The organism is Janthinobacterium sp. GW821-FHT03C10, from assembly GCF_059420865.1.
The window spans coordinates 77,520-101,067 of the sequence record NZ_JBWKUN010000011.1; the positions used below are offsets into that span (position 1 = coordinate 77,520).

The 23,548-nt window shown below is 63.3% G+C and carries 16 protein-coding genes; 7 read left to right on the forward strand and 9 right to left on the reverse strand.

Features of this window, described 5'->3' with window-relative positions:
- Positions 1-49 precede the first annotated feature (49 nt).
- The 5 genes from AC07VH_RS27550 to AC07VH_RS27570 all read right to left on the reverse strand — a co-directional run bounded on the left by AC07VH_RS27550 (position 50) and on the right by AC07VH_RS27570 (position 9,333).
- Complete coding sequence (locus AC07VH_RS27550) at positions 50-451, reverse strand: hypothetical protein (protein ID WP_494788900.1); 402 nt, start codon at positions 449-451, stop codon at positions 50-52.
- 172 nt (positions 452-623) lie between these two features.
- Positions 624-2,483, reverse strand: a complete 1,860-nt coding sequence (locus tag AC07VH_RS27555; protein WP_475416732.1) for a DUF885 domain-containing protein — start codon at positions 2,481-2,483, stop codon at positions 624-626.
- Between the two features lie 170 nt (positions 2,484-2,653).
- A complete protein-coding gene (locus AC07VH_RS27560; RefSeq protein WP_494788901.1) occupies positions 2,654-3,142 on the reverse strand; it encodes a hypothetical protein in 489 nt (162 codons plus the stop codon).
- Between the two features lie 69 nt (positions 3,143-3,211).
- Positions 3,212-7,393, reverse strand: coding sequence for a DEAD/DEAH box helicase (locus tag AC07VH_RS27565; RefSeq protein ID WP_494788902.1), 4,182 nt, complete (start codon positions 7,391-7,393; stop codon positions 3,212-3,214).
- Positions 7,390-9,333 carry a dipeptidyl-peptidase 5 gene (locus AC07VH_RS27570; RefSeq protein WP_494788903.1) on the reverse strand — a complete coding sequence of 648 codons (1,944 nt, stop codon included), beginning with the start codon at positions 9,331-9,333 and terminating at the stop codon, positions 7,390-7,392. The genes AC07VH_RS27565 and AC07VH_RS27570 overlap by 4 nt, the downstream gene beginning before the upstream one ends.
- A gap of 199 nt (positions 9,334-9,532) precedes the next feature.
- On the opposite strand from AC07VH_RS27570, the gene hemE reads away from it, so the two are divergent.
- Together hemE and AC07VH_RS27580 are read left to right on the forward strand one after the other, a co-directional pair.
- Entirely contained in the window at positions 9,533-10,618 is a 1,086-nt protein-coding gene (hemE, locus tag AC07VH_RS27575; RefSeq protein WP_152255899.1) for a uroporphyrinogen decarboxylase, read from the forward strand.
- Positions 10,619-11,460: 842 nt separating this feature from the next.
- Entirely contained in the window at positions 11,461-13,524 is a 2,064-nt protein-coding gene (locus AC07VH_RS27580; RefSeq protein ID WP_494788904.1) for a primosomal protein N', read from the forward strand.
- Here the strand turns inward: AC07VH_RS27580 and AC07VH_RS27585 are convergent.
- Positions 13,521-14,411: an ArgP/LysG family DNA-binding transcriptional regulator gene (locus AC07VH_RS27585; RefSeq protein WP_475416689.1), complete on the reverse strand. Its 891-nt coding sequence runs from the start codon at positions 14,409-14,411 to the stop codon at positions 13,521-13,523. The genes AC07VH_RS27580 and AC07VH_RS27585 overlap by 4 nt on opposite strands.
- A gap of 128 nt (positions 14,412-14,539) precedes the next feature.
- Here AC07VH_RS27585 and AC07VH_RS27590 point away from each other — a divergent pair, with 128 nt between their 5' ends.
- Both AC07VH_RS27590 and AC07VH_RS27595 read left to right on the forward strand, forming a co-directional pair.
- The gene (locus AC07VH_RS27590; protein ID WP_494788905.1) at positions 14,540-15,988 is read left to right on the forward strand and encodes a dihydrolipoyl dehydrogenase; all 1,449 of its coding nucleotides are present in this window, start codon (positions 14,540-14,542) and stop codon (positions 15,986-15,988) included.
- Between the two features lie 165 nt (positions 15,989-16,153).
- On the forward strand, positions 16,154-17,275 hold the full coding sequence (locus AC07VH_RS27595; protein WP_494788906.1) for an HD-GYP domain-containing protein: 1,122 nt from the start codon (positions 16,154-16,156) through the stop codon (positions 17,273-17,275).
- A gap of 9 nt (positions 17,276-17,284) precedes the next feature.
- Here AC07VH_RS27595 and AC07VH_RS27600 read toward each other — a convergent pair whose 3' ends face one another.
- Positions 17,285-17,770: an SRPBCC family protein gene (locus AC07VH_RS27600; protein ID WP_494788907.1), complete on the reverse strand. Its 486-nt coding sequence runs from the start codon at positions 17,768-17,770 to the stop codon at positions 17,285-17,287.
- Positions 17,771-17,979: 209 nt separating this feature from the next.
- Here AC07VH_RS27600 and AC07VH_RS27605 point away from each other — a divergent pair, with 209 nt between their 5' ends.
- Entirely contained in the window at positions 17,980-20,040 is a 2,061-nt protein-coding gene (locus AC07VH_RS27605; protein WP_071326079.1) for a UvrD-helicase domain-containing protein, read from the forward strand.
- An 11-nt stretch (positions 20,041-20,051) separates the two neighbouring features.
- Here the strand turns inward: AC07VH_RS27605 and AC07VH_RS27610 are convergent, their stop codons facing one another.
- Together AC07VH_RS27610 and AC07VH_RS27615 are read right to left on the reverse strand one after the other, a co-directional pair.
- A complete protein-coding gene (locus tag AC07VH_RS27610; protein ID WP_489629428.1) occupies positions 20,052-20,408 on the reverse strand; it encodes an addiction module antidote protein in 357 nt (118 codons plus the stop codon).
- Positions 20,405-20,788, reverse strand: a complete 384-nt coding sequence (locus tag AC07VH_RS27615) for a type II toxin-antitoxin system RelE/ParE family toxin (RefSeq protein WP_494788908.1) — start codon at positions 20,786-20,788, stop codon at positions 20,405-20,407. Before AC07VH_RS27615 ends, AC07VH_RS27610 begins: the two co-directional genes overlap by 4 nt.
- Positions 20,789-20,948: 160 nt before the next feature.
- On the opposite strand from AC07VH_RS27615, the gene AC07VH_RS27620 reads away from it, so the two are divergent.
- Together AC07VH_RS27620 and AC07VH_RS27625 are read left to right on the forward strand one after the other, a co-directional pair.
- Complete coding sequence (locus AC07VH_RS27620; RefSeq protein WP_070290273.1) at positions 20,949-21,167, forward strand: SlyX family protein; 219 nt, start codon at positions 20,949-20,951, stop codon at positions 21,165-21,167.
- A 154-nt stretch (positions 21,168-21,321) separates the two neighbouring features.
- On the forward strand, positions 21,322-23,478 hold the full coding sequence (locus AC07VH_RS27625) for a M3 family metallopeptidase (protein WP_494788909.1): 2,157 nt from the start codon (positions 21,322-21,324) through the stop codon (positions 23,476-23,478).
- The last annotated feature ends 70 nt before the right edge of the window (positions 23,479-23,548 follow it).

Sequence of the window (23,548 nt, forward strand, 5' to 3'; positions counted from 1 at the left end):
CTCCCCCGGGAGCAGCGGCTTTTTCATTGGCGGGAAAGTTGGTGCGCGCTTACTGCAGCATCAGCTTGCTGAGGATGCCCAGGTTGAGCAGGATTAAGGTGCTCATCATCCAGTAGACGTGTTTCATGTCGGCGCCCTGGCGCAAGTCCAGGCGTTCCAGGCGGGCGTTGAATTTTTGCTCCAGGGCATCTATTTTGGTGTCGAGCCTGAGCTCCAGCGCATCGATCTTCACCTCCAGGGCGCTTACTTTGGTATCGACGTTTTGCGCCACCAGCTTGATTTCCCCCAGCAGATTGCGCTCCAGCGCCGCCAGCTCGCCATGCACGACCACGGCAGAACCCAGTACTTCGCCCAGGGCCGTGGCATGGGCTTCCGCCTGCTGCGTGGGCATGCCCGCCGAGGCGAGGCGTTTGGCGTAATCGAGGGTGTCGAACTGGATGGGCATATGCATGGACGCTCCTGATTCTCACCCTAGCAGAAAAATCGGCAATTGCCAGTGAGGAGTGCGGTGGCGCCTGCCTTCCCGTCAGCTTAATAGACGGGGATGCCGGTGGTTTGCGGCGGCGCAAACGCATGCAAAAAGGGCGCCGCGGCGCCCTTTGCAAGCTGAGGAGGCGTGCGAGTTAATTCATCAATTCCTTGATGACTTTCACGGGCGCGCTGCCGTAGCTGAGGAATTGCTCGTGGAAATCCTTCAGCACGAACTTGTTGCCCAGCGCTTGCTTGCGCTGTTCGCGCAAGTCCATGATTTCGCTGTAGCCGCTGAAATAGCTGGTCAGCTGAACCGAGCTCAACTGCACGCGGCGCCATTTCTCCGTGGCTTCGCGCTTGGTCTGGAAGGCCTGGCGCGTCAGCAGGTCGAGCGCCTGCGCTTCCGTCATGCCCAGCACGTGCACGCTGTAGTCGAGGATCGTGTTGGTGACGCTGCGCAAATTCCATTTCGAATACATCAGCCACATTTCCGGCGCATTGTTGCCATAGCCCGATTCGAGCATCATGCGCTCGCCATACACGGCCCAGCCTTCGATCATGGCGCCATTGCCGAAGATCGATTTGACCAGCGACGGCGACTTGTTGGCGTACACGAGCTGCGTGTAGTGGCCGGGGATGGCTTCGTGGATGTTCAGGATCTGCAAGATCCAGTGGTTGTATTCGCGCAAGCTGCTTTCCGCCTGTTCCGGCGTTTCGCCGTCGAGCGGCGTCACGTTGTAATAGGTGCGGTCCTGCGGGCGGTAGGGGCCGGGCGCCTCGATGCTGGCGCCGGCCACGCCGCGCTGGTAGGCGGGCGTTTCACGCACGACGAGGGGCTTTTTCGGGTCCATCGTCAGCAGGTTGTGGCTGGTCACCCATTCCTGCAATTCCGGGATCTGGCGGCGGATTTCCGGCACGAAGTCGGCGGGGGCCACGTGGTTGCTGGACAGCTTGTCGATCACCATGCCGATCTTCGCCGTGCGGTCCGCCGGCTTGGCCGTGCTGCCCATGGTTTTCACCCACAGCTCGTCGGACAAGGTGTCCATGTGCTCGAGCAGCTTTTCGCGCGCGGCCAGGGCTTTCTGGTACATCTGCTCGGCGCTGACGCTGGCCTGGATATCGTAGGCGAATTTCTGTTCATATAAATCCTTGCCGATGCGGAAGGAGCGCGCATTGCCGTTCTGCGCCAGCGCGGCATCCTGTTCCGTCAGCCAGGCCGCATAGCCTTGCACGGCCGTGCGGGCCGCGGCGATGCGGGCGTTGTACAGCTGTTTTTCCGCCGGCGTCAGGATGGAGCCCTGTGCCGTCTTGTTCAGGTCGTCAAGCACGCTGAGCACGCCGGCGCTCTGGGCGATGGCCAGCTGCGTGTGTTCGCGCGTGGGATTGACGATGCTGGCGCGCGCGGCCGCATAGTATTGCGGCACGCTGGCGATGCGCTTGAGCAAGGTGCGCAGGCGCTGCGGCTGGGACGCGTATTCCGTGTTAAGGATGAAATCGATGGAGCCGGCCACGTTGTACTGGGCGGGATTCCATTCGAATTCGCGGAAGGTGGTCAGATACCAGCGGTCCGATTGCAATTTATTCGTCAGCAAGGCCAGGTCGGTGCGTTGCTTGTCCGACATTTTGCCGGCATTCAGCTTGCCGAACTTGCCCAGCCATTCTTCGATGAAGGCCAATTGCTTCTGGCGGCTGGCCGCGTCGGGAATGCTCAGGTTGGCGGCGCCATCGTACTTGCCGACCGAAATCGCGCTTTCCGGATCCAGGCGCCACAGGGCCGTGAGGAACTGGCCGCTGAGGTTATTCATGGAGCGGTCGCTGCTGTTCTCGCTGGCGACGGCCGCGACCGTGGCTGCCGTGGCCGCCGTGACGACGGCCGCTTTCTTGCCGACGGTTTTTTTCTTGCTGCTGCTGGTGCCGGCCTTGCCGCTTTTCTGCGGCTTCTTGGCGGCGCTGGCCGGTGTCAGGGTAAAAGCCATCATCAATGCGGCGAGCGCAACTTTATTTTTGATCAGCATAGTTTATCTCTTGAATATTTTGCCGTTTGTTCTCATCAGGAAATAATAAACTGATAATATAAGTAACAAACAACTATTGAAAGGTTGGCCTTGCTTGCCTGGGCGGCCCAAAGATTAGCATTAATTGCCGCCGCTGCGCAGTTTTTTGCGCCGGGAGCGGCGCCGCGCTAGACGACGATGGCGCTGCCGCGCAGCATGTCCTGGTGGCGCGCATTGATGGCCGCCACGGCATCCTTGCCGCGCGCCATGCCGGTGGCGTGGATTTCCGTTTCCTGCGTGTAGCGCTGGCCGACGCGCACCGTGTAGGACTGGAACAGCCAGCTCCAGAAGTTCGTTTCATAGACGGCTTCATCCATGTCGCGCCATTTGACGCCCGTGAGTTTCTTTTTCCACGGCAAGATGCCGGACGCCAGCCACACGCCCGCTTCGTCGTAGTACAGCTGATAGCTGCGGATGGTCAGCAGGCGGTAGCCGACGATCAGCGCCGAGCCGATCAGCACCACGAAGGCAGCGCGCGCGTTGTACTTGAAGGCCAGCGGCAGGGCGGCAAAGAACAGCAGCACGGCGATGATGAAGGTGCTGACATAGGCGGTCCAGGATTTGCCGCACAAAAAGGTGGCGCGCTGGCCGGCGCTGGTGGCGATGTAGTCGGTCATGGCGTGGCATCAAAACAGGGAAAAACGATCATCGCATGGAACGCGGCTTGCCCGTGCATTTTTTCAAGCTCATCGCTTCAAGCCCTCCTGCAGCATGCCCAGCATGTCATTGGCCGACATGCGTGCGGCCGCGTCGCTGCCTTCCAGCAGACTGTCGGCCAGGTCGCGCTTGTGCTGGTGCAATTCGACGATGCCTTCCTCGATCGTGTGTTTCGCCACCAGCCGGTAAATGGTAACGGGGCGCAATTGTCCCATGCGGTGGGCGCGGTCCGAGGCCTGGTCTTCCACGGCCGGGTTCCACCATGGGTCCATGTGGATCACGTAATCGGCCGCCGTCAAATTGATGCCCATGCCGCCCGCCTTCAGGCTGATCAGGAAGACGTCGCCGTCTCCCGCCTGGAAGGCATCCACGCGGCGCTTGCGCTCCTGCATGGGCGTGCTGCCGTCGAGATACTGATAACTGACGCCATGCTGCTCCAAGTGCTTGCGGATGAGTGTTAAATGGTCGACGAACTGGCTGAAGACGAGCACCTTGTGGCGGTTTTCCAGCAAGCCCGACAGCAGTTCGGCGAAGGCGGCCAGCTTGCTGCTGGCCAGGCCCAGTTCCGGCGCCACCAGTTGCGGATTGCAGCAGGCGCGGCGCAGTTTCATGATCTCGGCCAGGATCTGGATGGCCTTTTTCGACGCCGGTCCTTCCACCATGGCCAGCTTTTCCAGCGCTTCGCGGCGCAGGGATTCGTACAGCGCCGTTTCCTGCGGCGACAGTTCCACTTCCAGCACGATTTCCGTGCGCGAAGGCAGTTCCGACAGCACTTGCGTCTTCGTGCGGCGCAGGATGAACGGCGCGATCAGGCGGCGCAGCCGCAGGCGCGCGCCGGCCGCCGCCCGCTTGTCCTGATCCTTTTCGATCGGTCCCGCAAAGCGCAAATTGAACTGGTCCAGGGTGCCCAGCAAACCCGGGTTAATAAAACGGAACAGATTCCACAGTTCGCCCAGGTGGTTTTCCAGCGGCGTGCCGCTGGCCACCATGCGGAAATCGCCTTGCAAGGCCATCACGGCTTGCGAACGCTTGGTGGCGCCATTCTTGATCGCCTGCGCTTCGTCGAGCACGATCGTATGCCAGCGCACGCCGGCAAACATGTTGGCTTCCTGCTGCAGCAAGCCATAGCTGGCCACCACCAGGTCGAACGGTTGCAGGGTGTCGAGCATGTCGGCGCGGTCGCCGCTGCCGAACAGCTTCACCTTCAAGGTGGGGGCGAAACGCTGCGCTTCGCTGATCCAGTTCATGCACACGGACGTGGGGGCGACGACGAGGGTGGGGCCGTTCGGCGCGCGCGCCAGGATCAGGGCCAGCGCCTGCAAGGTCTTGCCGAGTCCCATGTCGTCGGCCAGGCAGGCGCCCACGCCCCAGTGCGCCAGACGCGCCAGCCACTCGTAGCCGGCCAGCTGGTAGTCGCGCAGGTCGGCCTGCAGGGTGCTGGGCAGCTGCGGCGTAAAGTCGTCGAGGGCGCGCAGGCGCAGCAGGTGTTCGCGCCACAACTTGTCGGCCTTCACGCCGCCCGCATCGTTGGCCAGCTCTTCCAGCGCGAAGGCGGCCAGCGGGTGGATGTGCACGCCATCGGCATGCGCTTCGCCATACGCGGCCAGTTCCGACAGGCGGCGGTGCAATTCATCGCTGAGGGCCAGGAACTGGTTGTCGCCCAGGGCCACGAAGCGGCTTTTATTGTTCTGCATCAAATCGAGCAGGGCGCGCAAATCCATCACCTTGTCTTCATCGATCTGCACTTCGCCGCTGGCGGCAAACCAGTCTTTTTCACTTTTGATATTCAGGCGCATCTGGCCGCTGTCGATGCGCTTCGACACGCGCATGGTTTCGCCTTCCGGCCACGCCAAGACCATGCCGGCGGGATCGAGCGCTTGCAGCTCGACCAGCAATTGCAGGCCCAGCGCTGGCTGGCCCAGCAGCCACTCGCCATGCTCTTCTTCCGCCTCTTCCAGCACCAGGCAACGTCCGATCAGCTGGCGCTGCGCTTCGCGTTCCGCATTCAGGTCGCGCCGCGCCTGCACGGCCCGGCCCGCCACATCGGCAAACACGCTTTCGGCGCCGCTGCCCGGTGCGTAATAGGCGCCGTTGTCGAGCAGCGGGCGCACGAGAATCTGCATTTTCAAACCCTGCTGGTAGGGCAGCAGGTGTACGTGCAGGCGGTGGTCGGCCGTGATGACTTCCGCGTCGCCCGCGCCGCCGCCGATGTCCGATTGCACGGTGACCATGGACGAGATGGCGCCGATGGCCTGCATCACCTGTTTTTCCGCATGCAGGGGCACGGACAGGCCCAGGCCCACGATGGCGCCGATGCGCCGGTGTTCGTCGAGGATGTGCACCACGCGCAGGCGCGTCGGCGTCTCGCGCTGCACGACGACATTGCCGCCGTTGTCGGGCAAGGGCGGCTGCATGCCCAGCCACAGCTGTCCCTCGTGCGATTTGATCAGGAGCTCGGGCGCGCCGGCGATCAGTTCCACGCGCGTGTCGGGGTGGTCAAGCCAGAAGACGAGCGGGTGGCCCACCAGCAAGATGGCGGCCTTGTCGAGCTCGATTTCATAGCGCGGTGCCGATGAATAGTATTGCTTGAACGGCGCAATGCTGCCCGCCGCGCGCGCGTCCTGCGGCGTGAGGAAATCGATGTCGCCCGCCTCTTCCGCCAGGCGTTTGAGGCCCATGGCGCGGCCCTTGCTCCAGCCGCCCCGCGCGTCGCGTTTCTGCTCGCGCACTTCCACGGCCGTCAAGCCGAAGCGCGGGTCGAACGCCACCAGCCACACGAGGCGCGAGACGCTGCCGATGGCTTCGGCGGGCGCGTTCTGCTGCAGGTTGATCAGGGCGCTCAGCTGGCGCTGCCACGCTTCCTGGCGCTCGAACCACGGCGCCATGTCCGTCAGACCGTGCTGCGCGCGCTTGGCCGTCGCATAGCGCTCCTGCTGCGGTTCGCTCAGCAAGCCCAGCAAGCCGGCCGCCTGCGCCGCGATCAGGTCGTAGCCGGCCGCGTCCGCTTGCTGCACCAGCGATCGCAGCTGGTCCTTGCGCTCGCTCAATTGCGGCAGCGCCAGCCAGTAGTACAGCAAGGCCTGGAACAGCTGCGCCTGCAGTGCCGTTTCCCAGCTGCGCGTAGGGATACTGTCCGCCTGCTGCACGCCGGCGCGCACCAGGCGCAAGGTGTTCAGTTGCTGGTAGACGATGCTGTCGTGGTTCGGTTGCGCATGCAGCGCGATATCGAGGTAGGTTTCCGCGCTTTTCAGCAGCTTCGCATCGTTGCCGCGCAGCAGGGCCAACACGTACAGGTGGCCGCCGATGCCCGTAAAACACAGCTTGCGCTTGCCCGTTTCCTTGCGCAGCCCTTTCAAGGCCGTTTCGAAGCCCGCCACGGCGTGGGCGTGTTCGCCGCGCAACAGGGCGATGCTGCTGTCGATAAACAGCGCCTGCGGCCCCTGCTGGCCCGCCAGGTAGCGGGCGGCCGCGTCGAGTTCGCCGCACAGCAGGGCGTCCTCGGCCAGGGCCAGCGGCAGGGCGGCGCCGATGTGGTCGCCGGCGGCCGCCTGGCGCGCATGGTGGGCGCGCGCGTACGCGCGGATGGCGTGCGCCGTGACCGGTTCGCGCGGGGCGTTGCCCAGCAGCACGGCGAGGATGTCGTCCTGCAATTGCGGCATGACGAAAGACAACATTTCCGGCTCGAACGGCCGGCCGAAGATCTCGATCAGCGGATGCAGCTGCTGCGCTTCATAGCAGGCCATGCAGGCGGCCAGGATGGCGGCCACCTGGCGCACCTCGTCATTGCGCAAGAGGGCGATGCGCAGGCGCGCCACGCCCTGGCGGTAGCTGCGCAGCTCCACATAGCCGTCCCAGTTGCGGCGCACGGGGTTGATCAGCTCGATGGCCTGGCACAGGTCGCGAAATACCAGGTGCTCGATGGCGGTGCGCATGGCGGGCCAGCGCAGCTTCGCCTCGCAGGCATAGCCCCGTCCCACCACTTCGGACGCCAGCGCGTGGCGCGTCAAATGCTGCAGCATGCCCGTGACGGTAAGCAGGGCGAACGGCGTGCCGTCCGGCTCGACGACATTGGCGCGCTGCAAGTGTTCATACACGGCATGCTTGCCCACCGGTTCGCCCGCGATGGCCAGCAAGGCCAGGATCATCTGTTCATGCTGCTCCAGGGCGGCGAATTCATCCAGCAAGCGCTGGTCTGCATGCGGGTCGGTCATGCGGGCAAGTTGGCGATGTGCACGGGCGGCTCGCCGGCCGCCACGGGCAGGCCGAACACGCGCTGGTAGAAATACAGTTCCGCCTCCAGCGTGCGCACGATGTTTTCCGCCTTGCGGAAGCCGTGGCCCTCGCCTTCGAGCGGCACATACGCGACGGGCACGCCGCGCGCCTGCAGGGCGTCGACCATCAGCTGCGACTGCTGCGGCGGCACCACCTTGTCATCGAGGCCCTGGAAGAAGATCATCGGGCGCGACAATTTATCCGTGTGGTGGATGGGCGAACGCTCGCGGTACAGCGCCTCGGCCTGCGGCTGCGAAGCGATCAGGTAATCGGTGTAGCGCGATTCGAACTTGTGCGAATCGTCGTCCAGGCCCTTCAGGTCGGATACGCCATAGTAACTTGCACCGGCCTTGAAGACGTCGTGGAAGGTCAGCGCGCACAGGGTCGTCAGGCCGCCCGCGCTGCCGCCGCGCACGATCAGGCGTTCGGGGTCGGCCAGGCCGTTGGCCGCCAGGTAACGGGCGCCGGCGATGCAGTCTTCCACATCGACGATGCCCCATTGGCCGCGCAGCGCGTCGCGGTATTCGCGGCCGAAGCCGCTGCTGCCGCCGTAGTTGACGTCGAGCACACCGATGCCGCGGCTGGTCCAGTACTGCGTCGCCAGTTTCAAGGTATTGCTGGCCATGCTGGTGGGGCCGCCATGGCTGATGACGATGACAGGCGGCAAGGTGCCTGCCGGCGCCTGCACGTCGCCATTCGTGGGCGCATAGAAGAACGCGTAGGCCGTGCGGCCATTGCTGCTAGGGAAACTCAAGCTGCGCGGCACGGACAGGTAAGCCAGCGCGGGCAAGGCCGTGATCGACTGCGCCAGCACTTCCAGCTCATGGTTAGCCAAATCGATGCGCGCCAGTTCCAGCGCGATGGTGGGGCTGCCGCCCAGCAGCGCGACGAAGCCGGGGCCCACGCGCAGTTCGCGGATTTCCTGGTACGGGTGCGGGATCGGCTCCAGCTTGGCCGCCGCCACGTTCAGCTGCGCCAGGTAGCTGACGCCGGCCTGGATATACGTGCAGACGATCTCGTCGTCGGACAGGAAACCGTACATGCTGCCGCCGAAGGTCCAGTGCGGCGTGGCAAATTCCGCTTCCATCGGGCACAGCGCCTCGATGTCGGCGCCGTGCAGGCGGTACAAATTCCACCAGCCGCTGCTGTCGGAAACGAAGTGCAGCAAGCCGCTCGGCGACCATTCCGGCTGGCAGATCGACTCGCGCGCGCCGCCGGCGATCAGGCGCGGCGAGCCCAGCGTGCCGTCCGCCTGCACGTCGGCCAGCCACAGTTCCGTGCCTTGCCACGGCAGGCGCGGATGGTCCCAGCTGATCCAGGCCAGCTGGCTGCCGTCCGGGGACAGGCGCGGCGCCGCATAGAAATCGTGGCCGCGCGCCAGCACCGTTTCGCGGCCGTCGAAGCCGACGGCGGTCAGGCAGTTTTCCGGATGCGCGTGGCCTGCGTCCGGATGCTGTTCGCGCACGGCGATCAGGCGGGCACGGGCCGCATCGACGACGAAGTCCGCGTGGCGCGTATTGCCGCCCGTGGTGAACGCTTCGGGCGCGCCGTCGCCGCTCACGCGGTACAGGCAATTGTCGGCGAAATGCGAGAAATACACGGTGTCGCCGGCAACGGCATATGCGCCGCCGCCGTATTCATGCACGCGGGTGCGCACATTGAACGGTGCCGGCGTCAGTTCATCGACCCGCGCGCCGCGCTGGCGCAGCAGGGTGTTGCGGCCCGCCTCGCTGGCGCGCCCGGCCAGCCAGAACACGTCGGCGCCATCCGCCCCGCCCAGGGCCAGCTGCGTCAGCGGCGAGGCGCCGGCGGCGACGGTGGCCGCGCTGATCGGCGATGGCCAGATGCCATAAGGGGTGATGGATGCGGTCGAGGTCATGCGGGCTCCGTGTCGTGGTGGAAAGAGGGGGCCTCCAGGCGGCGTCAGGCAGCGCGGCGGCGTGCATCATCATAATGGAAGGTCAGGCACAACGAAAGTCATCGCTGTGCGCGGCAAATGCTGCAAAGCGGCACCGGAATCAATGAAATGGCGGCGATTGGATGCGATAATACCGCTTCTCCAAGCTCGATTGCCTGCCATGCCACAATTTGCTCCGCTCCAGAATGACACCTTCCTGCGCGCCCTGCTGCGCCAGCCGACCGAGCACACCCCTGTCTGGCTGATGCGCCAGGCGGGCCGCTACCTGCCCGAATACCGCGCCACGCGCGAGCGGGCCGGCTCCTTCCTGGGCCTGGCAAAGAATCCCGATTACGCGACCGAAGTGACCCTGCAGCCCCTGGAGCGCTTCCCGCTCGACGCGGCGATTTTGTTTTCCGACATCCTGACGGTGCCGGACGCGATGGGCCTGGGCCTGTATTTCGCCGATGGCGAAGGGCCGAAGTTCGAGCGCCCGCTGCGCACGGAACAGGACGTCAAGGCGCTGCAGGTGCCGGACCTGGCGTCGCTCGACTACGTCTTCAATGCCGTCACGCAGATCCGCACGGAACTCAATGGCCGTGTGCCGCTGATCGGTTTTTCCGGCAGCCCGTGGACCCTGGCCTGCTACATGGTGGAAGGCGGCGGCTCGAAAGAGTTCCATACCATCAAGAAGATGCTGTACAACCGCCCGGACCTGATGCACCACATCCTGGCGATCAACGCCACCTCCGTGGCGCAATACCTGAATGCGCAGATCGATGCCGGCGCGCAAGCCGTGATGATCTTTGATTCCTGGGGCGGTGCGCTGGCCGACGGCGCCTACCAGGAATTCTCGCTGGCCTACATGCAGCAGGTGGTGGCGCAGCTGAAACGCGACAAGGATGGCGTGAAGATTCCCGCCATCGTGTTTACCAAGGGCGGCGGCCAGTGGATCGAGCAGATCGCCGACATCGGCGCCGATGCCGTGGGCCTGGACTGGACCGTCAACCTGACGCGCGCGCGCCAGCTGGTGGGCCATAAAGTGGGTTTGCAGGGCAATCTCGATCCCGCCATCCTGTTCGCCAGCCCCGAGCAGATCCGCGCCGAAGTGGCAAAAGTGCTCAATGCCTTCGGCGCGCCGTCGGCAGGCACGGGCCACGTGTTCAACCTGGGCCATGGCATTTCCCAGTTCACGCCGCCGGAATCCGTGGCGGCCATGGTGGAAGCCGTGCACAGCATGAGCCGCGCCATGCGCAGCGGCCAGTAAGTATTCGTTTTCCCCTGGCGCAGGGGCAGAAAAGGCAGGCTTTCCAGCGGAAGCCTGCCTTTTTCTTTGCTGCGCCTTAGCAAGAAATAGCGACTTATGCACAATTTTTTTTGCTGCGGAAATAAGAGGCAGTGTCAAAGCCATGCCCGGGGATGCTTTGCAAGTGCTTGATTATTAAGAGATAAAAAATGCCTTGTTGGGCGGACTTTGTCGCTATTGATAAGGTTATTCTTTCGTCCGCCAGCCTTATTCCTTCATTGTCCACAAAGTTATCAACAGATTCTGTGGATAAAATTGAAAAGTATTTTGTTAACCGATACTTAGCGACGATGTTCAGGTTTCACCTGAAGTGCATGTTGCAGTGCATGATAATTGAACAATGTTTCGCCGTCCGTCAGGTAAAACCGAACGCTTGCCCGGCAATTGTCAATTTTGCCGCATGCGGCCCGTGTTTTTCCGCATAGGGCGCATCAAAACGGTGCGGATTGCTGTATAAAAAAATCATAAATGGTTCAGTTATGCACAGCGGCGGAAATGTCCCACGGATTTGGCGCTTCCCGGGCATCAATTTTTAAGCCATTGATTTTAAATGGTTAATTTTTCTTGCGTGCCGCTCTTGACGGCGATCGAAATTTTCTATCCACATTTTTCTGAAAGTTAATTTTGCTTTGTCCACAAAGTTATCCACAGAATTTTCTTCTGGCACGATGACACGCCGTGCTGTCTGCCGTTAGGCGTTTGACGGACGAAACAAGTATCATGGCCCGCTGGCTTGATGCCGGACATCCCGCCGCGCCGTCGCCCCTGCGGCGCGCTTTTTTATTGAGATAGGCCATACCTCCATGCCGCAGTGCCTTTTGACGTCGTGCATCCTGAAAATCGCGCTCGACACGCCCCTGAACGCCCTGTTCGACTACCGCTGGAACGCGGTGGCAGAGCCCGCGGCGGACGGCGTCGCGGACGCGCCGCTGCCGCAAGTGGGGCAGCTGGCGCTGGTGCCGTTCGGCCGGCGCGAAGTGATGGGGCTGATCGTCGGTGTGTCCGACAGCACCGACGTGCCCGCCGCGAAGATGAAGGACGTGCTGGCCGTGCGCAGCCAGCTGGCGCCCCTGTCGGAGCAGTGGCTGGCGCTGGCCGCCTTTGCCGCCGATTACTACCAGCGCCCGCTCGGTGAGGTGGCCTTGCCGGGCTTGCCGAAGAACTTGCGCGTGCTCACCACCGTGGCGCTGGACCGCGCCATCAAGAAGCTGGGCAAGCTGGCCGACGCGCATGACGGCACGCCGCTGAACATGCCGGCCTTGAATGCCGCTCAGCAAGAGGCGGCCGACGCCATCGGCGGCGCCCAGGGTTTTAAACCGACCCTGCTGTACGGCGTGACGGGCAGCGGCAAGACGGAAGTGTATCTGCAAGCCTGCGCCCAGGTGCTGGCGCGCGAGGACGATGCGCAAATCCTGATCCTGGTGCCGGAAATCAACCTGACGCCCCAGCTGGAAGGCAATATCCGCGCGCGCTTTCCCGGCGTCATGCTGGCCACCCTGCACAGCAGCCTGTCCGAAGGCGAGCGCATGCTGCACTGGCTGGCCGCGCACCAGGGCCAGGCGCGCATCATCCTCGGCACGCGGCTGGCCATCCTGGCGTCCTTGCCGAAACTCAAACTGATCGTCATCGACGAGGAGCACGACCCGTCCTACAAGCAGCAGGAAGGCTTGCGCTATTCGGCGCGCGATCTGGCCGTGTGGCGCGCCTGGCAATTGCAGATCCCCATCGTGCTCGGTTCGGCCACGCCCTCGCTGGAAAGCTGGCACCACGCGCAGACGGGGCGCTACCGCAAGCTGGAATTGCGCGAGCGGGCCGTCAAGAATGCGGTCTTGCCGCGCGTTAAGATCCTCGACATGGAGCGCGACAAGCCGAAGGATGGCTTGACGTCACACCTGGTCGCCGCCTTGAAACTGCGCATGGAGCGCGGCGAGCAGTCGCTGCTGTTCCTGAACCGGCGCGGCTATTCTCCCGTGATCTGCTGCGAATCGTGCGGCTGGATCAGCAATTGCACGCGCTGCACCTCGTTCATGGTGCTGCACAAGCCCGAACACCGCTTGCGTTGCCACCATTGCAGCTTGGAATTGCGCATCCCCCGCCATTGCCCCACCTGCGGCAACGTCGACTTGCAGCCGCTGGGACGCGGCACGCAGAGGGTGGAAGAGGGCTTGCAGCAACTGTTTCCAGAGGCGCGCATTTTGCGCATCGATGCCGATTCCACGCGCAAGAAGGGCAGCGCGCAGGAAGCGTTCGACACCGTGCACCGGGGCGAAGTGGATATCCTGATCGGCACGCAGATGGTGGCCAAGGGCCACGATTTCAAAAAGCTGACCCTGGTCGGCATTTTGAATCCGGACACGGCCCTGTTTTCCCAGGATTACCGGGCCAGCGAGCGGCTGTTCGCCCAACTGATGCAGGTGGCGGGCCGGGCCGGACGGGCCGCGCAGACGGAAGGGGGCAGCGTCAGTGAAGTGCTGATCCAGACGCGCTATGCGCGCCATCCGCTGTACGACGCCGTCGTCAACCACGATTACGACCACTTCGCCACCACTCTGCTGGAAGAGCGGGCCCAGGCGGCGTTGCCGCCGTATCTGTTCCAGGCCCTGCTGCGCGCCGAGGCGCCCGAGCTGGCGACCGCCATCGAATTCCTGCAGGCGGCCAAGGAATGCATGGAGCACCCGCAGGTGACCATCAATGACCCGATTCCCATGAGCATGACGCGCGTCTACAACGTGGACCGCGCCCAGCTGCTGCTGGAATCGCCCTCGCGGCCGGCCTTGCAGGCGTTTTTGAAGGAATGGTTAGCGGAACTGCGCGCCATGAAGACGCGCGTCAAGTGGTCGCTGGAAGTGGACCCGCTGGACATTTAAACCAGGTAGTCGCGCCCGGCCTTGACGATCTGTTCCGACAGCAGCTTGGTAAACGGTGTGTCCAGGGTCCAGGCGTGCCAGCTCAGGGGCACGTCCAGGGTGCGGCCCGGCAGCAGATCCACGAGACGGTCCGTCGCCAGCGCTGGCGCGGCCAGGCGCTGCGGCATCAGGCCGTAGGCCAGGCCATCCTGCACGCAGGCGCGGCGCGCCGCTTCCACGGGCAAGGTATGGTGCGGAAACGGTTCGCGCAGGCTCAATTGTTCAGCGAGGAAACGCGCCAGCAAGCCGTGCTGGCCCACGACGGCGGGCGCCAGTTGCACCGCCTCGGCACTGAAACCGTCGCCGAACCAGTGGCCCGCAAACACGGGCGTGGCCACGCAGACATAGCGCAAGGTGCCCAGCGGCGTGACGCTGGTGGCGGCCGCCGCGTCGATCGCCGTGCCGGATTCGGCCGCCACGCAGCCGAACACGGAGCCGTCGCGCACCATCTGCAAGGCGCTGTCGCTGTCGGCCAGGCGCACGTCGAGCTGGCAGCGGGGCGGCGCCAGCAGGGCGGATAAGGTGTCGGGAAACCACGTGGCCAGGCTGTCGGCATCGATGGCGATGGCGATTTCCGGCATGCTGACGCTGTTGCCCAGGTCGATGTCGAGCGACGCTTCCATCAGCTTGACGTTGCGGTGATGCACGATCAGTCGCTGGCCCAGGCCCGTCGGCACGGCTGGCTGGCCACGGATGATCAGCAGGCGCCCGCTGGCGTCTTCCAGCGCCTTGATGCGCTGCGAGACGGCCGACTGGGTGATGCCCAGCGCCAGGGCGGCCTTGTCGAAACTGCCATGGCTGGCGACGGCGTCCAGCACGGCCAGCGCGCGATAATCGAGTGATCTCATTAGCTCAGCTTATAAATTTTGAAAATGATTAGTTATACTAATGCATATATTGCTGCAAAGTAAAACCTTATTTTCAGCAAACGGGTAGTATCGAACGCTGTGAGCAACTTCGGTGGATGGATAGCACGATGAAAACGATACGAGTGGATGTGGCCGTGATCGGCGGCGGCACGGCCGGCATGACGGCGCACAGGGCGGCGCGCATGCAGGGCAAGCGCGTGCTGATGATCGAAAGCGGGCCGTACGGCACGACCTGCGCGCGCGTGGGCTGCATGCCCAGCAAGCTCCTGATCGCGGCGGCCGAGGCGGCCCATGCGGTGGCTGCCGCGCCCGCGTTTGGCGTGCATCCCGGGCCCGTGCGCATCGACGGCCGGCAAGTGATGGCCAGGGTGCGCAGCGAGCGCGACCGCTTTGTCGGCTTCGTGCTCGACGGCGTCAACGCCATCCCCGACGAAGAAAAATTGCGCGGCCATGCGCGTTTTATTTCCCCCGGTAAATTGCAGGTGGATGAGCATACGCTCGTCGAGGCCAGCAGCGTGGTGATCGCTACCGGTTCCACGCCCATCGTGCCGCCGGAGTGGCAGGCGGCGGGCGAGCGCGTCATCAGCAGCGACGCCGTGTTCGAGTGGACGGATTTGCCGCAATCGGTCGCCGTGGTCGGCAGCGGCGTGATCGGCCTGGAACTGGGCCAGGCGCTGGCGCGGCTGGGCGTGCGCGTGACCTTGTTTGCGCGTGGCAATAAGGTCGCGCAGCTGACGGACCCGCTGGTGCTGCGGGAGGCCGATGCCGTGCTGGCGCGCGAACTCGATATCCGTTTCATGACCCAGGTCGCGCACATGGCAAGAACGCCGGATGGCGGCGGCATCGCGCTCACCAGCCGCGATGATGCGGGCGTGGAAAAAACCGAGCAGTTCGAGTATGTGCTGGCCGCCATCGGCCGCCGCCCGAATGTGGACAAGATCGGCCTGGAGACGGCGCAAATCGAGCTCGACCGCCATGGCATCCCCCTGCACGACCCGCACACCATGCAGTGCGGCAAGAGCGCCATCTTCATCGCGGGCGATGCCGACAACGCCTTGTCGCTGCTGCCCGAAGCGGCCGACGAGGGCCGCATCGCGGGCGAGAACGCGGCCCGCTATCCCGAGGTCAAACCTGGCTTGCGCCGCACACCCCTGGCGATCGCCTTCACGGAACCGCAGATCGCCACCGTGGGCGCCACCTACCAGCAATTGTGCGTGAGCCACGCGGGCCGCTTTGCCGTCGGTGCCGTGTCGTTCGGCAACCAGGGCCGCAGCCGCGTGATGCTGCAAAACCAGGGTTTGCTGCGCGTGTATGCGGAATTCGGCAGCAAGCGCTTTCTTGGTGCCGAGCTGATCGGCCCACGGGCGGAACACCTGGGCCACTTGCTGGCCTGGGCATGCCAGGCCCGGCTGACGGTGCCCGCCATGCTCGACATGCCGTTCTACCACCCCGTCATCGAGGAAGGCGTGCGCACGGCCTTGCGCGAGCTGGCGCTGCACCTGGAAAAAGACCCGGAACATGCGCCTGGCTGCGCCGATTGCACGCCCGGACCTTGAATGCAACTTTATGATTTACATAATTTTGTAGACAAGCGCACATGATTGCGCGATCATCGCTGCCACATTGAAATATTGATTAAAAGCAAAAAACATTTCAATTGGCACATGCCGCTGATGCCACGATGGTAAAAACAAGCGGGTGCAGGCGATGATGGAGACGATGTGAAAATTCGGCGCATTTACGCGGGAGAACTCGCCCTGGGCGTGGCCCTGCCCTGGGACGTGCATGGCGAGACGGGCGGCTTGCTGGCCAGGCTGGGCCATGTCATCAGCAGCGAAAACCAGATCGCATTGCTGCTGGCGCGCGGCGTCATTGCCGATACCAGCGCCGACGTGCCGCGCACGGCCACGGAAGCGCCGTCGGCCCTGCGCATGCTGAACCTCGTCACGGCGGGCCTGGCCCTCGTCTTGCCGGCCGTCGCCGCCGGGCAGGCGGGCAGCCACTTGTCCTTGGCGCCGCTGGCGCAACTGGTGGAAGAGGCCGTTGTTCTGGACGCCGACGTGGCGCTGGCCTGCATCCTGCACAACCAGGGCGCGGGCGACTTTGCCGTAAGGCACAGCGTCGACACGGCCGTCATCACGGCCCTGCTGGCGCGCGCCCTGAAACTCGATGATGATGTTGTGCGCAGCGTGGTGCTGGCCGCGCTGAGCATGAATGTGGGCATGCTGGAGCGCCATGCGGATTTCCAGCACAAGGCGGGCCCGCTGGACGCGCAGGAGCGCGCCTATTTGCGCGCCCATCCGCAAGCTGGCGTCGACCGGCTGCGCGCAGCGGGCGTGACGGACGCCGTCTGGCTGCAAGCCGTGCTGCAGCACCATGAAAATATCGATGGCAGCGGCTATCCGCTGGGCACGCAAGGCGAGGCGATCGGCATCGGCGCCCGGCTGATCATGCTGGCCGACCGCTATTGCGCGCGCGTCTCGAAGCGCAGCTACCGCCAGCCCCTGCTGCCGAACGTGGCCTTGCGTGAAATGTTGATGGCCGACAAGGCCACGCTGGATGCGCCGCTGGCATCCCTGCTGGTGCGCGAGCTGGGTATCTACCCCGTCGGCACCTTCGTCAAGCTGTTGAATGGCGAAATCGGCGTCGTCACGCGCAAGGGCTTGAATGCCACCACGCCCCACGTGCAGTCGCTGATCGGCCCCCGCGGCGCGCGCCTGGACGTGCCGCTGCGGCGCGACACGCGCGTGGACTTGCACGCCATCCGCGAAGTGCTCAGCGCGGAGCAGGCGGGACTGCAATTTCGCCCCGACCAGTTATGGGGCCGCAGCGCACGGATTTAGCGCGGGAGCTTAATTCAGCAGACCCGCATCCAGCCGTCCCTCGAGCGCCAGCTCGCGCATGATGCGCACCGTGTCGATGTCGGATTCCTTGTAGGCGGAGCGGCGGAAGTCGTCGTACAGGGCGTTGGCCGCATCGGTGGCCGCGTCGTGGCCGTCGTCGTACTGGAAGCGTACCCACAGGCTCGCTTCGTCGGGCATCTCGATGGTCATGACCAATGAAGAGGCGCTGATATCCTGTTGCGCCGGCACTTCGTAACGCACCTGCAGTTGCGGCACCAGCACCACCCTGTCGTTGATGACCAGCTCGCCGTAGCGCAGGCTGCGCGCGAAACCGGCATCGCTGCGCTCGCTGATCTGGCATTCATCGAGGTGCGGCACGAACAGTTTCGGCGACTCGGCACGCAAGACGAGGCCGCGCCAGACTTGCTCCAGGCTCAGGGTGTCGATCAGCGGGTTCAAGGGATCGTTGATTTCAATCAGGTGTTCAAATTTCATGGGACTGCCATTCGGTAAGTGGGCGCGCGCGGGCGATATAGGCGGAATGGTACTCCAGGCGTGGCCGCGCCGCACGCATTGCAGCGGCCAAGATGGCGGCATATGGCGATATATCAATGCCGTTGCCTGTTTTTCAGGCATGCTCCGTCGTGCAAATGGCGGGCGCGACGCTGTTACAATGGGCTGCTGTTCCCTGCGGAAATACCCTGATGTCCAAAGCACCACAGTTCGGTCTGAATGCGCCCCAAAGCGAAGCGGTTACCTACCTCGACGGCCCTTGCCTGGTGCTGGCGGGCGCCGGTTCGGGCAAGACGCGCGTGATCACGCAAAAGATCGCCCATCTGATCGAAGACCGGGGCTACGACCCGCGCACCATCGCCGCGCTGACCTTCACCAACAAGGCGGCGCTGGAAATGCAGGAACGCATCGCCAAGCTCTTGAAGCAGCCACGCCAGGCCAAGCAGTTGACGGTGTCGACCTTTCACTCGCTGGGGGTGAAAATCCTGCGCCAGGAAGCCAATGGCGTGGGCTTGAAGGACCGCTTTTCCATCATGGATAGCGACGATTGTTTTTCCCTCGTGCAAGACCTCGCCATTACCACCGATAAACAGGTGATCCGCGGCATCCAGAACGCCATGTCCTTGTGGAAAAATGGCCTGATCGATCCGGACATGGCGCTGGCGCAAGCCAAGGACGAAGATGAAGCGAACGCGGCGCGCATCTACCGCAGCTATGTGGCCACGCTCTCCGCCTACCAGGCCGTCGATTTCGACGACCTGATCCGCTTGCCCGTGGAATTGTTCCGCAACAACGGCCCCGTGCGCGACAAGTGGCAGCGCCGTTTGCGCTATCTGCTGGTCGATGAATACCAGGATACGAATACCTGTCAGTACGAACTGGTCAAACTGATGGTGACGGGCATCGGCAAGAAGCCGATGTTTACGGCCGTGGGCGACGATGACCAGGCGATCTATGCGTGGCGCGGCGCCACCGTGGAAAACCTGAAAACGCTGGAAACGGATTTCCCCGATTTGCGCGTGATCAAACTCGAGCAGAATTACCGCTCCACCATGCGCGTGCTCAATGCGGCCAATGCCGTCATCGGCAACAATCCCAAGCTGTTTGAAAAGTCGCTGTGGTCCGAGCACGGCCTGGGCGAGCCGATCAAGGTGCTGGGCATGCAGACGGACGAGCAGGAGGCGGAGCAGGTCGCCATCATGATCTCGGCCGACCATTTCGAGCGAAAAAATAAATTTTCCGATTACGCGATTTTGTACCGGGGCAACCACCAGGCGCGCATCATCGAGCAATGTCTGCGCAAGGAACGCATTCCGTACACGATTTCGGGCGGCCAGAGTTTTTTTGACAAGGCCGAAATCAAGGACATCATCAGCTATCTGCGTTTGCTGGCCAACGAGGACGACGACCCGGCCTTCATTCGCGCCGTGACGACGCCGCGCCGTGGCGTGGGGCAGTCGACCCTGGAGGTGCTGGGCGCGTTCTCGGGACAGTGGCAGTGCTCGCTGTTCCAGGCCGTGTTCAAGGGCGGTATCGAGGCCAAGCTGACGGACCGCCAGCTGGGGCCGCTGCGCGACTTCTGCAACTTCATCAACGACCTGGAATCGCGCGCCAGCCGCCCCGGCGCGGCCGGCAGCGGCGACAACGCGGCCGAAGTGCTGGACGACATGATGAAGGAAATCCACTACGAATCGTATCTGTACGATGCCTTCGAGGAACGGCAGGCGCAAAGCAAGTGGCAGAACGTGCTGGAATTCGTCAACTGGCTCAAAGAGCGGGGCCGGGGCGGCAAGGACCGCGACGGCGAAGAAAAGAACGTGCTGGAACTGACGCAGATGGTGGCCCTGATGACCATGCTCGAGGGCAAGGATGAGGAGCAGGATGCCGTGCGCATGTCCACCCTGCACGCGTCGAAAGGTCTTGAGTTCCCGCACGTGTTTCTGGTGGGCGTGGAAGAGGGGATCTTGCCGCACAAGGGCGACGCGGACGCGCCGGCCGAAACCATCGCCGCGCGCATCCAGGAAGAGCGGCGGCTGATGTACGTGGGCATTACGCGCGCCCAGCGCACCTTGCACATTACCTGGTGCAAGAAGCGCAAGCGGGCCGGCGAGCAAGTGCATTGCGACCCGTCGCGCTTCATCAAGGAAATGCAGCTCGACGTGGGCGACGCCGTGCCGACGGAGGCGGAAGTGATTTCACCCAAGGAACGTCTGGCGCGCATGAAGGCGCTGCTGGCCGCGCCGAAAGTTTAATTAAGGATTGTTCAAGCTTCCACGGCGCCGTCGGGCGTGGCTTTCGGCACGATGGCCAGCTGCATGCCCAGCGCATCGAGCATCTTCAAAATGGTTTCAAAGCGCGGCTTGCTGCCTTCGCGCAAGGCTTTATACGCGCCTTCGCGCGTGATGTCGGCCCGGGCCGCCACCTTGCCCATGCCATAGGCGCGCACCACATCGTTCATGGCCGACTGGAACAGTTCCGCGTTACCGGTGGCGACGATTTCGCTCATGTAGGCGGCCACGGCAGCCTTGCTGGTCAGGTGTTGCGTTGGATCAAATTTGCTCAGGCCTAATGCTGCCAGGTCGTCGAGGTCGAAGGTGTCATGGTCGATAGGTTGATTCATTTTTTTCGTGCTCCTGTGGATGCCGCCGCCGCTTTCCGCATGGCCGCCTGCCGGGCTTTCAGCTCCCTGAGGATCGCTTGCGCCTGTTTGATGTCGCGTTGCTGGTTCGATTTGTTGCCATCGAGTAGCAGCAAGATCAGGGTGCCCCGATTCGTTTTATGAAAATACACGCGCCAGCCCGGCCCCGTCTGTAAAAAACGCAGTTCGCACACGCCTTCGCCCACTGGCCGCCAGTCGCCCTTCTTACCGTGCTGTAAGTGCTTGATGCGGGCATCGATGGCGGCCGCCGCCACATCGTGCAGGGAGTCTTCCCAGTGCCGGTATTCGGCCGTCTTGCGCGTATCGATCAGTACTGGTTCGGGTGGCGCTGGTGTGTTCATTGTAATCGTTTGTTCTCATTCGTCAAGCGGTTTGATTCAGCCATACGGAGAGAATAGGCAGAAATCGGCACCGCCTCGGGAAGAATGCCGCTTGTTTGTCCTGGCTCACGCCGCTGCGGCGGTAGAATGCCCCTTTCAGTCAGGAATCACCGAGAGCACCATGGACAATGCAGAACAGATGGAAACACGTTTCGTCGATATCGAGATCAAGCTGGCGCAGCAGGAAGACCTGGTCGAGTCGCTGAACCAGATGGTGTACCAGCAGGGCAAGCGCATCGACCAGCTGGAAGCGATGCTGCACAAGCTGGGCGAGCATGTGCGCGACGGGGCGCAGCAGGCAAATGGCGGGCTGGTCAACGAGCGTCCGCCGCATTACTAAACAAACATTTTCATGTACGGCGCATGAAAACCTTTGCTGTACGGGCGTATCGCTACCATCGGTAGTTGCTGGTGACGCAAGTGTTTCAGGCTGTTATTATTTCAAGCTGGCCCGCGACACAATCGCGGCTCTCTTGCGTTCCTTGAAAGAAGACATGACCCGTCCTACAATGCTCGTCATCGCCGCCAGCCTGATGCTGGCGCCAGCCGCCGCCGCTTTTGCCGCCACCGCCGCTACTACCGTGCCCGCCGCTACCGCAGCCTTGCCCGCCTCGAACCCGTTTGCGCAGGCGAGCAGCCTGCCATTCCAGTATCCGCCGTTCGACAAGGTACAGGACGCCGACTACGCGCCCGCCTTTACGGCAGGCATGGCCGCCAACCTGGCGGAAATCAACGCGATTGCCAATAACCCGAAAGCGGCCACCTTCGACAACACCATCGTCGCCATGGAACGCTCGGGCCAGCTGCTGGGCCGCGTGCGCACCGTGTTTTCCGTGATGTCCGGCTCGAATACGAATGAGACGATCCAGGGCCTGGAACGCGAACTGGCGCCGAAGATGGCGGCCCACAGCGATGCGATCATGCTCAACGACAAACTCTTCAAGCGCATCGACACCCTGTACGCCAAGCGCGACAAGCTGGGCCTTGATGCGGAATCGAAACGCCTGCTGGAACGCTATCACACCGATTTTGTACGCGCCGGTGCCAAGCTGTCGGCGCTTGATAAGGAAAAGCTGCGCGCCTACAACGGCCAGCTGGCTGCCCTGTCGACCAAGTTCGCGCAAAACGTGCTGAAGGAATTGAACGCGTCGGCCGTCGTCGTCGATACGCGCGAAGAACTGGACGGCCTGTCGCCGGCCGCCATCGAAGTGGCCGCCGGCCTGGCCAAGAAGCGCGGCCTCGATGGCAAATACCTGATCGCCCTCGTCAACACGACGGGCCAGGCGCCGTTGTCGCTGCTGACCAACCGCGCGGTGCGCGAACGCATCATGGCCGCATCGCAAGCGCGCGGCAGCCGTGGCGGCGAGTTCGACAATACCGAGGAAGTGCTGGCACTGGCAAAGCTGCGCGCCGAACGTGCCGCGCTGATGGGCTACCCGAACTACGCTGCGTATTCGCTGGAAGACCAGACGGCGCACGACACCACCGCCGTGAACGCCCTGCTGGGCGAGTTGGCGAAGCCGGCCGTCGTCAATGCGCGCCGTGAAGCGGACGATATCCAGAAGGTCATCGATGCGGGCAAGGGCGGCTTCAAGGTGGGCGCCGCCGACTGGGCCTTCTACAGCGACAAGGTGCGCGCCGAACGCTACAATTTCGACGAGACGCAGTTGAAACCGTACTTTGAAATGCACAGCGTGCTGACCAAGGGCGTGTTCTTTGCCGCTGGTAAATTGTACGGCTTGACCTTCAAGCAGCGCACGGACTTGCCCGTCTATACGGCGGACATGCTGGTGTACGACGTCTTCAATGAAGATGGCACCCAGCTGGCCATCTTTACGCTCGATCCTTACGCGCGCAGCAACAAGCGCGGCGGCGCCTGGGCGAATGCCTACGTGGGCCAGTCGAGCTTGCTGAACCGCAAGCCGGTGATCGCGAATAACCTCAACATTCCAAAGCCGGAAGCGGGCCAGCCGACCCTGATGACGTTTGACGAAGTCAACACCATGTTCCACGAATTCGGCCATGCGCTGCACGGCATGTTCTCGAACGTGAAATACCCGCGCTTCGCCGGCACCAGCGTGCCGCGCGACTTCGTCGAATACCCGTCGCAAGTCAATGAAATGTGGGCGCTGTGGCCGGAAGTGCTGCAAAACTACGCCAAGCACTATCAGACGGGCGCGGCCATTCCAGCCGAACTGCTGGCCAAGGTAACGGCGGCCGACAATTTCAACCAGGGCTACAAGACCACGGAATACCTGGCGTCGGCCCTGCTGGACCAGCGCTGGCACCAGCTGACCCCGGCACAGATCCCCACCGACATGCTGGCGTTCGAGAAAGCTGCCTTGACGGACGCGGGCGTCGATTTCGCCCCGGCGCCGCCGCGCTACCGCACCACGTATTTCTCGCACGCGTTCGCGGGCGGCTATTCGGCCGGCTACTACGCGTATCTGTGGTCGGAAAAGCTCGATGCCGACACGGTCGAGTGGTTCAAGGAAAACGGTGGCCTGACGCGCAAGAACGGCGACTGGTTCCGCAATAAACTGCTGTCGCGCGGCGGCAGCGCCGATGCGCTCGACATCTACCGCAACTTCCGCGGCCGCGATGCGAAGATCGAGCCGCTGCTGGAACGCCGTGGCTTGAACGGCAAGTAATTCCTCCCCAGCACAGGCCTCGCCGGTGCTGAACATCAATGGCCGCCCGGCAATGGGCGGCCATTTTTAT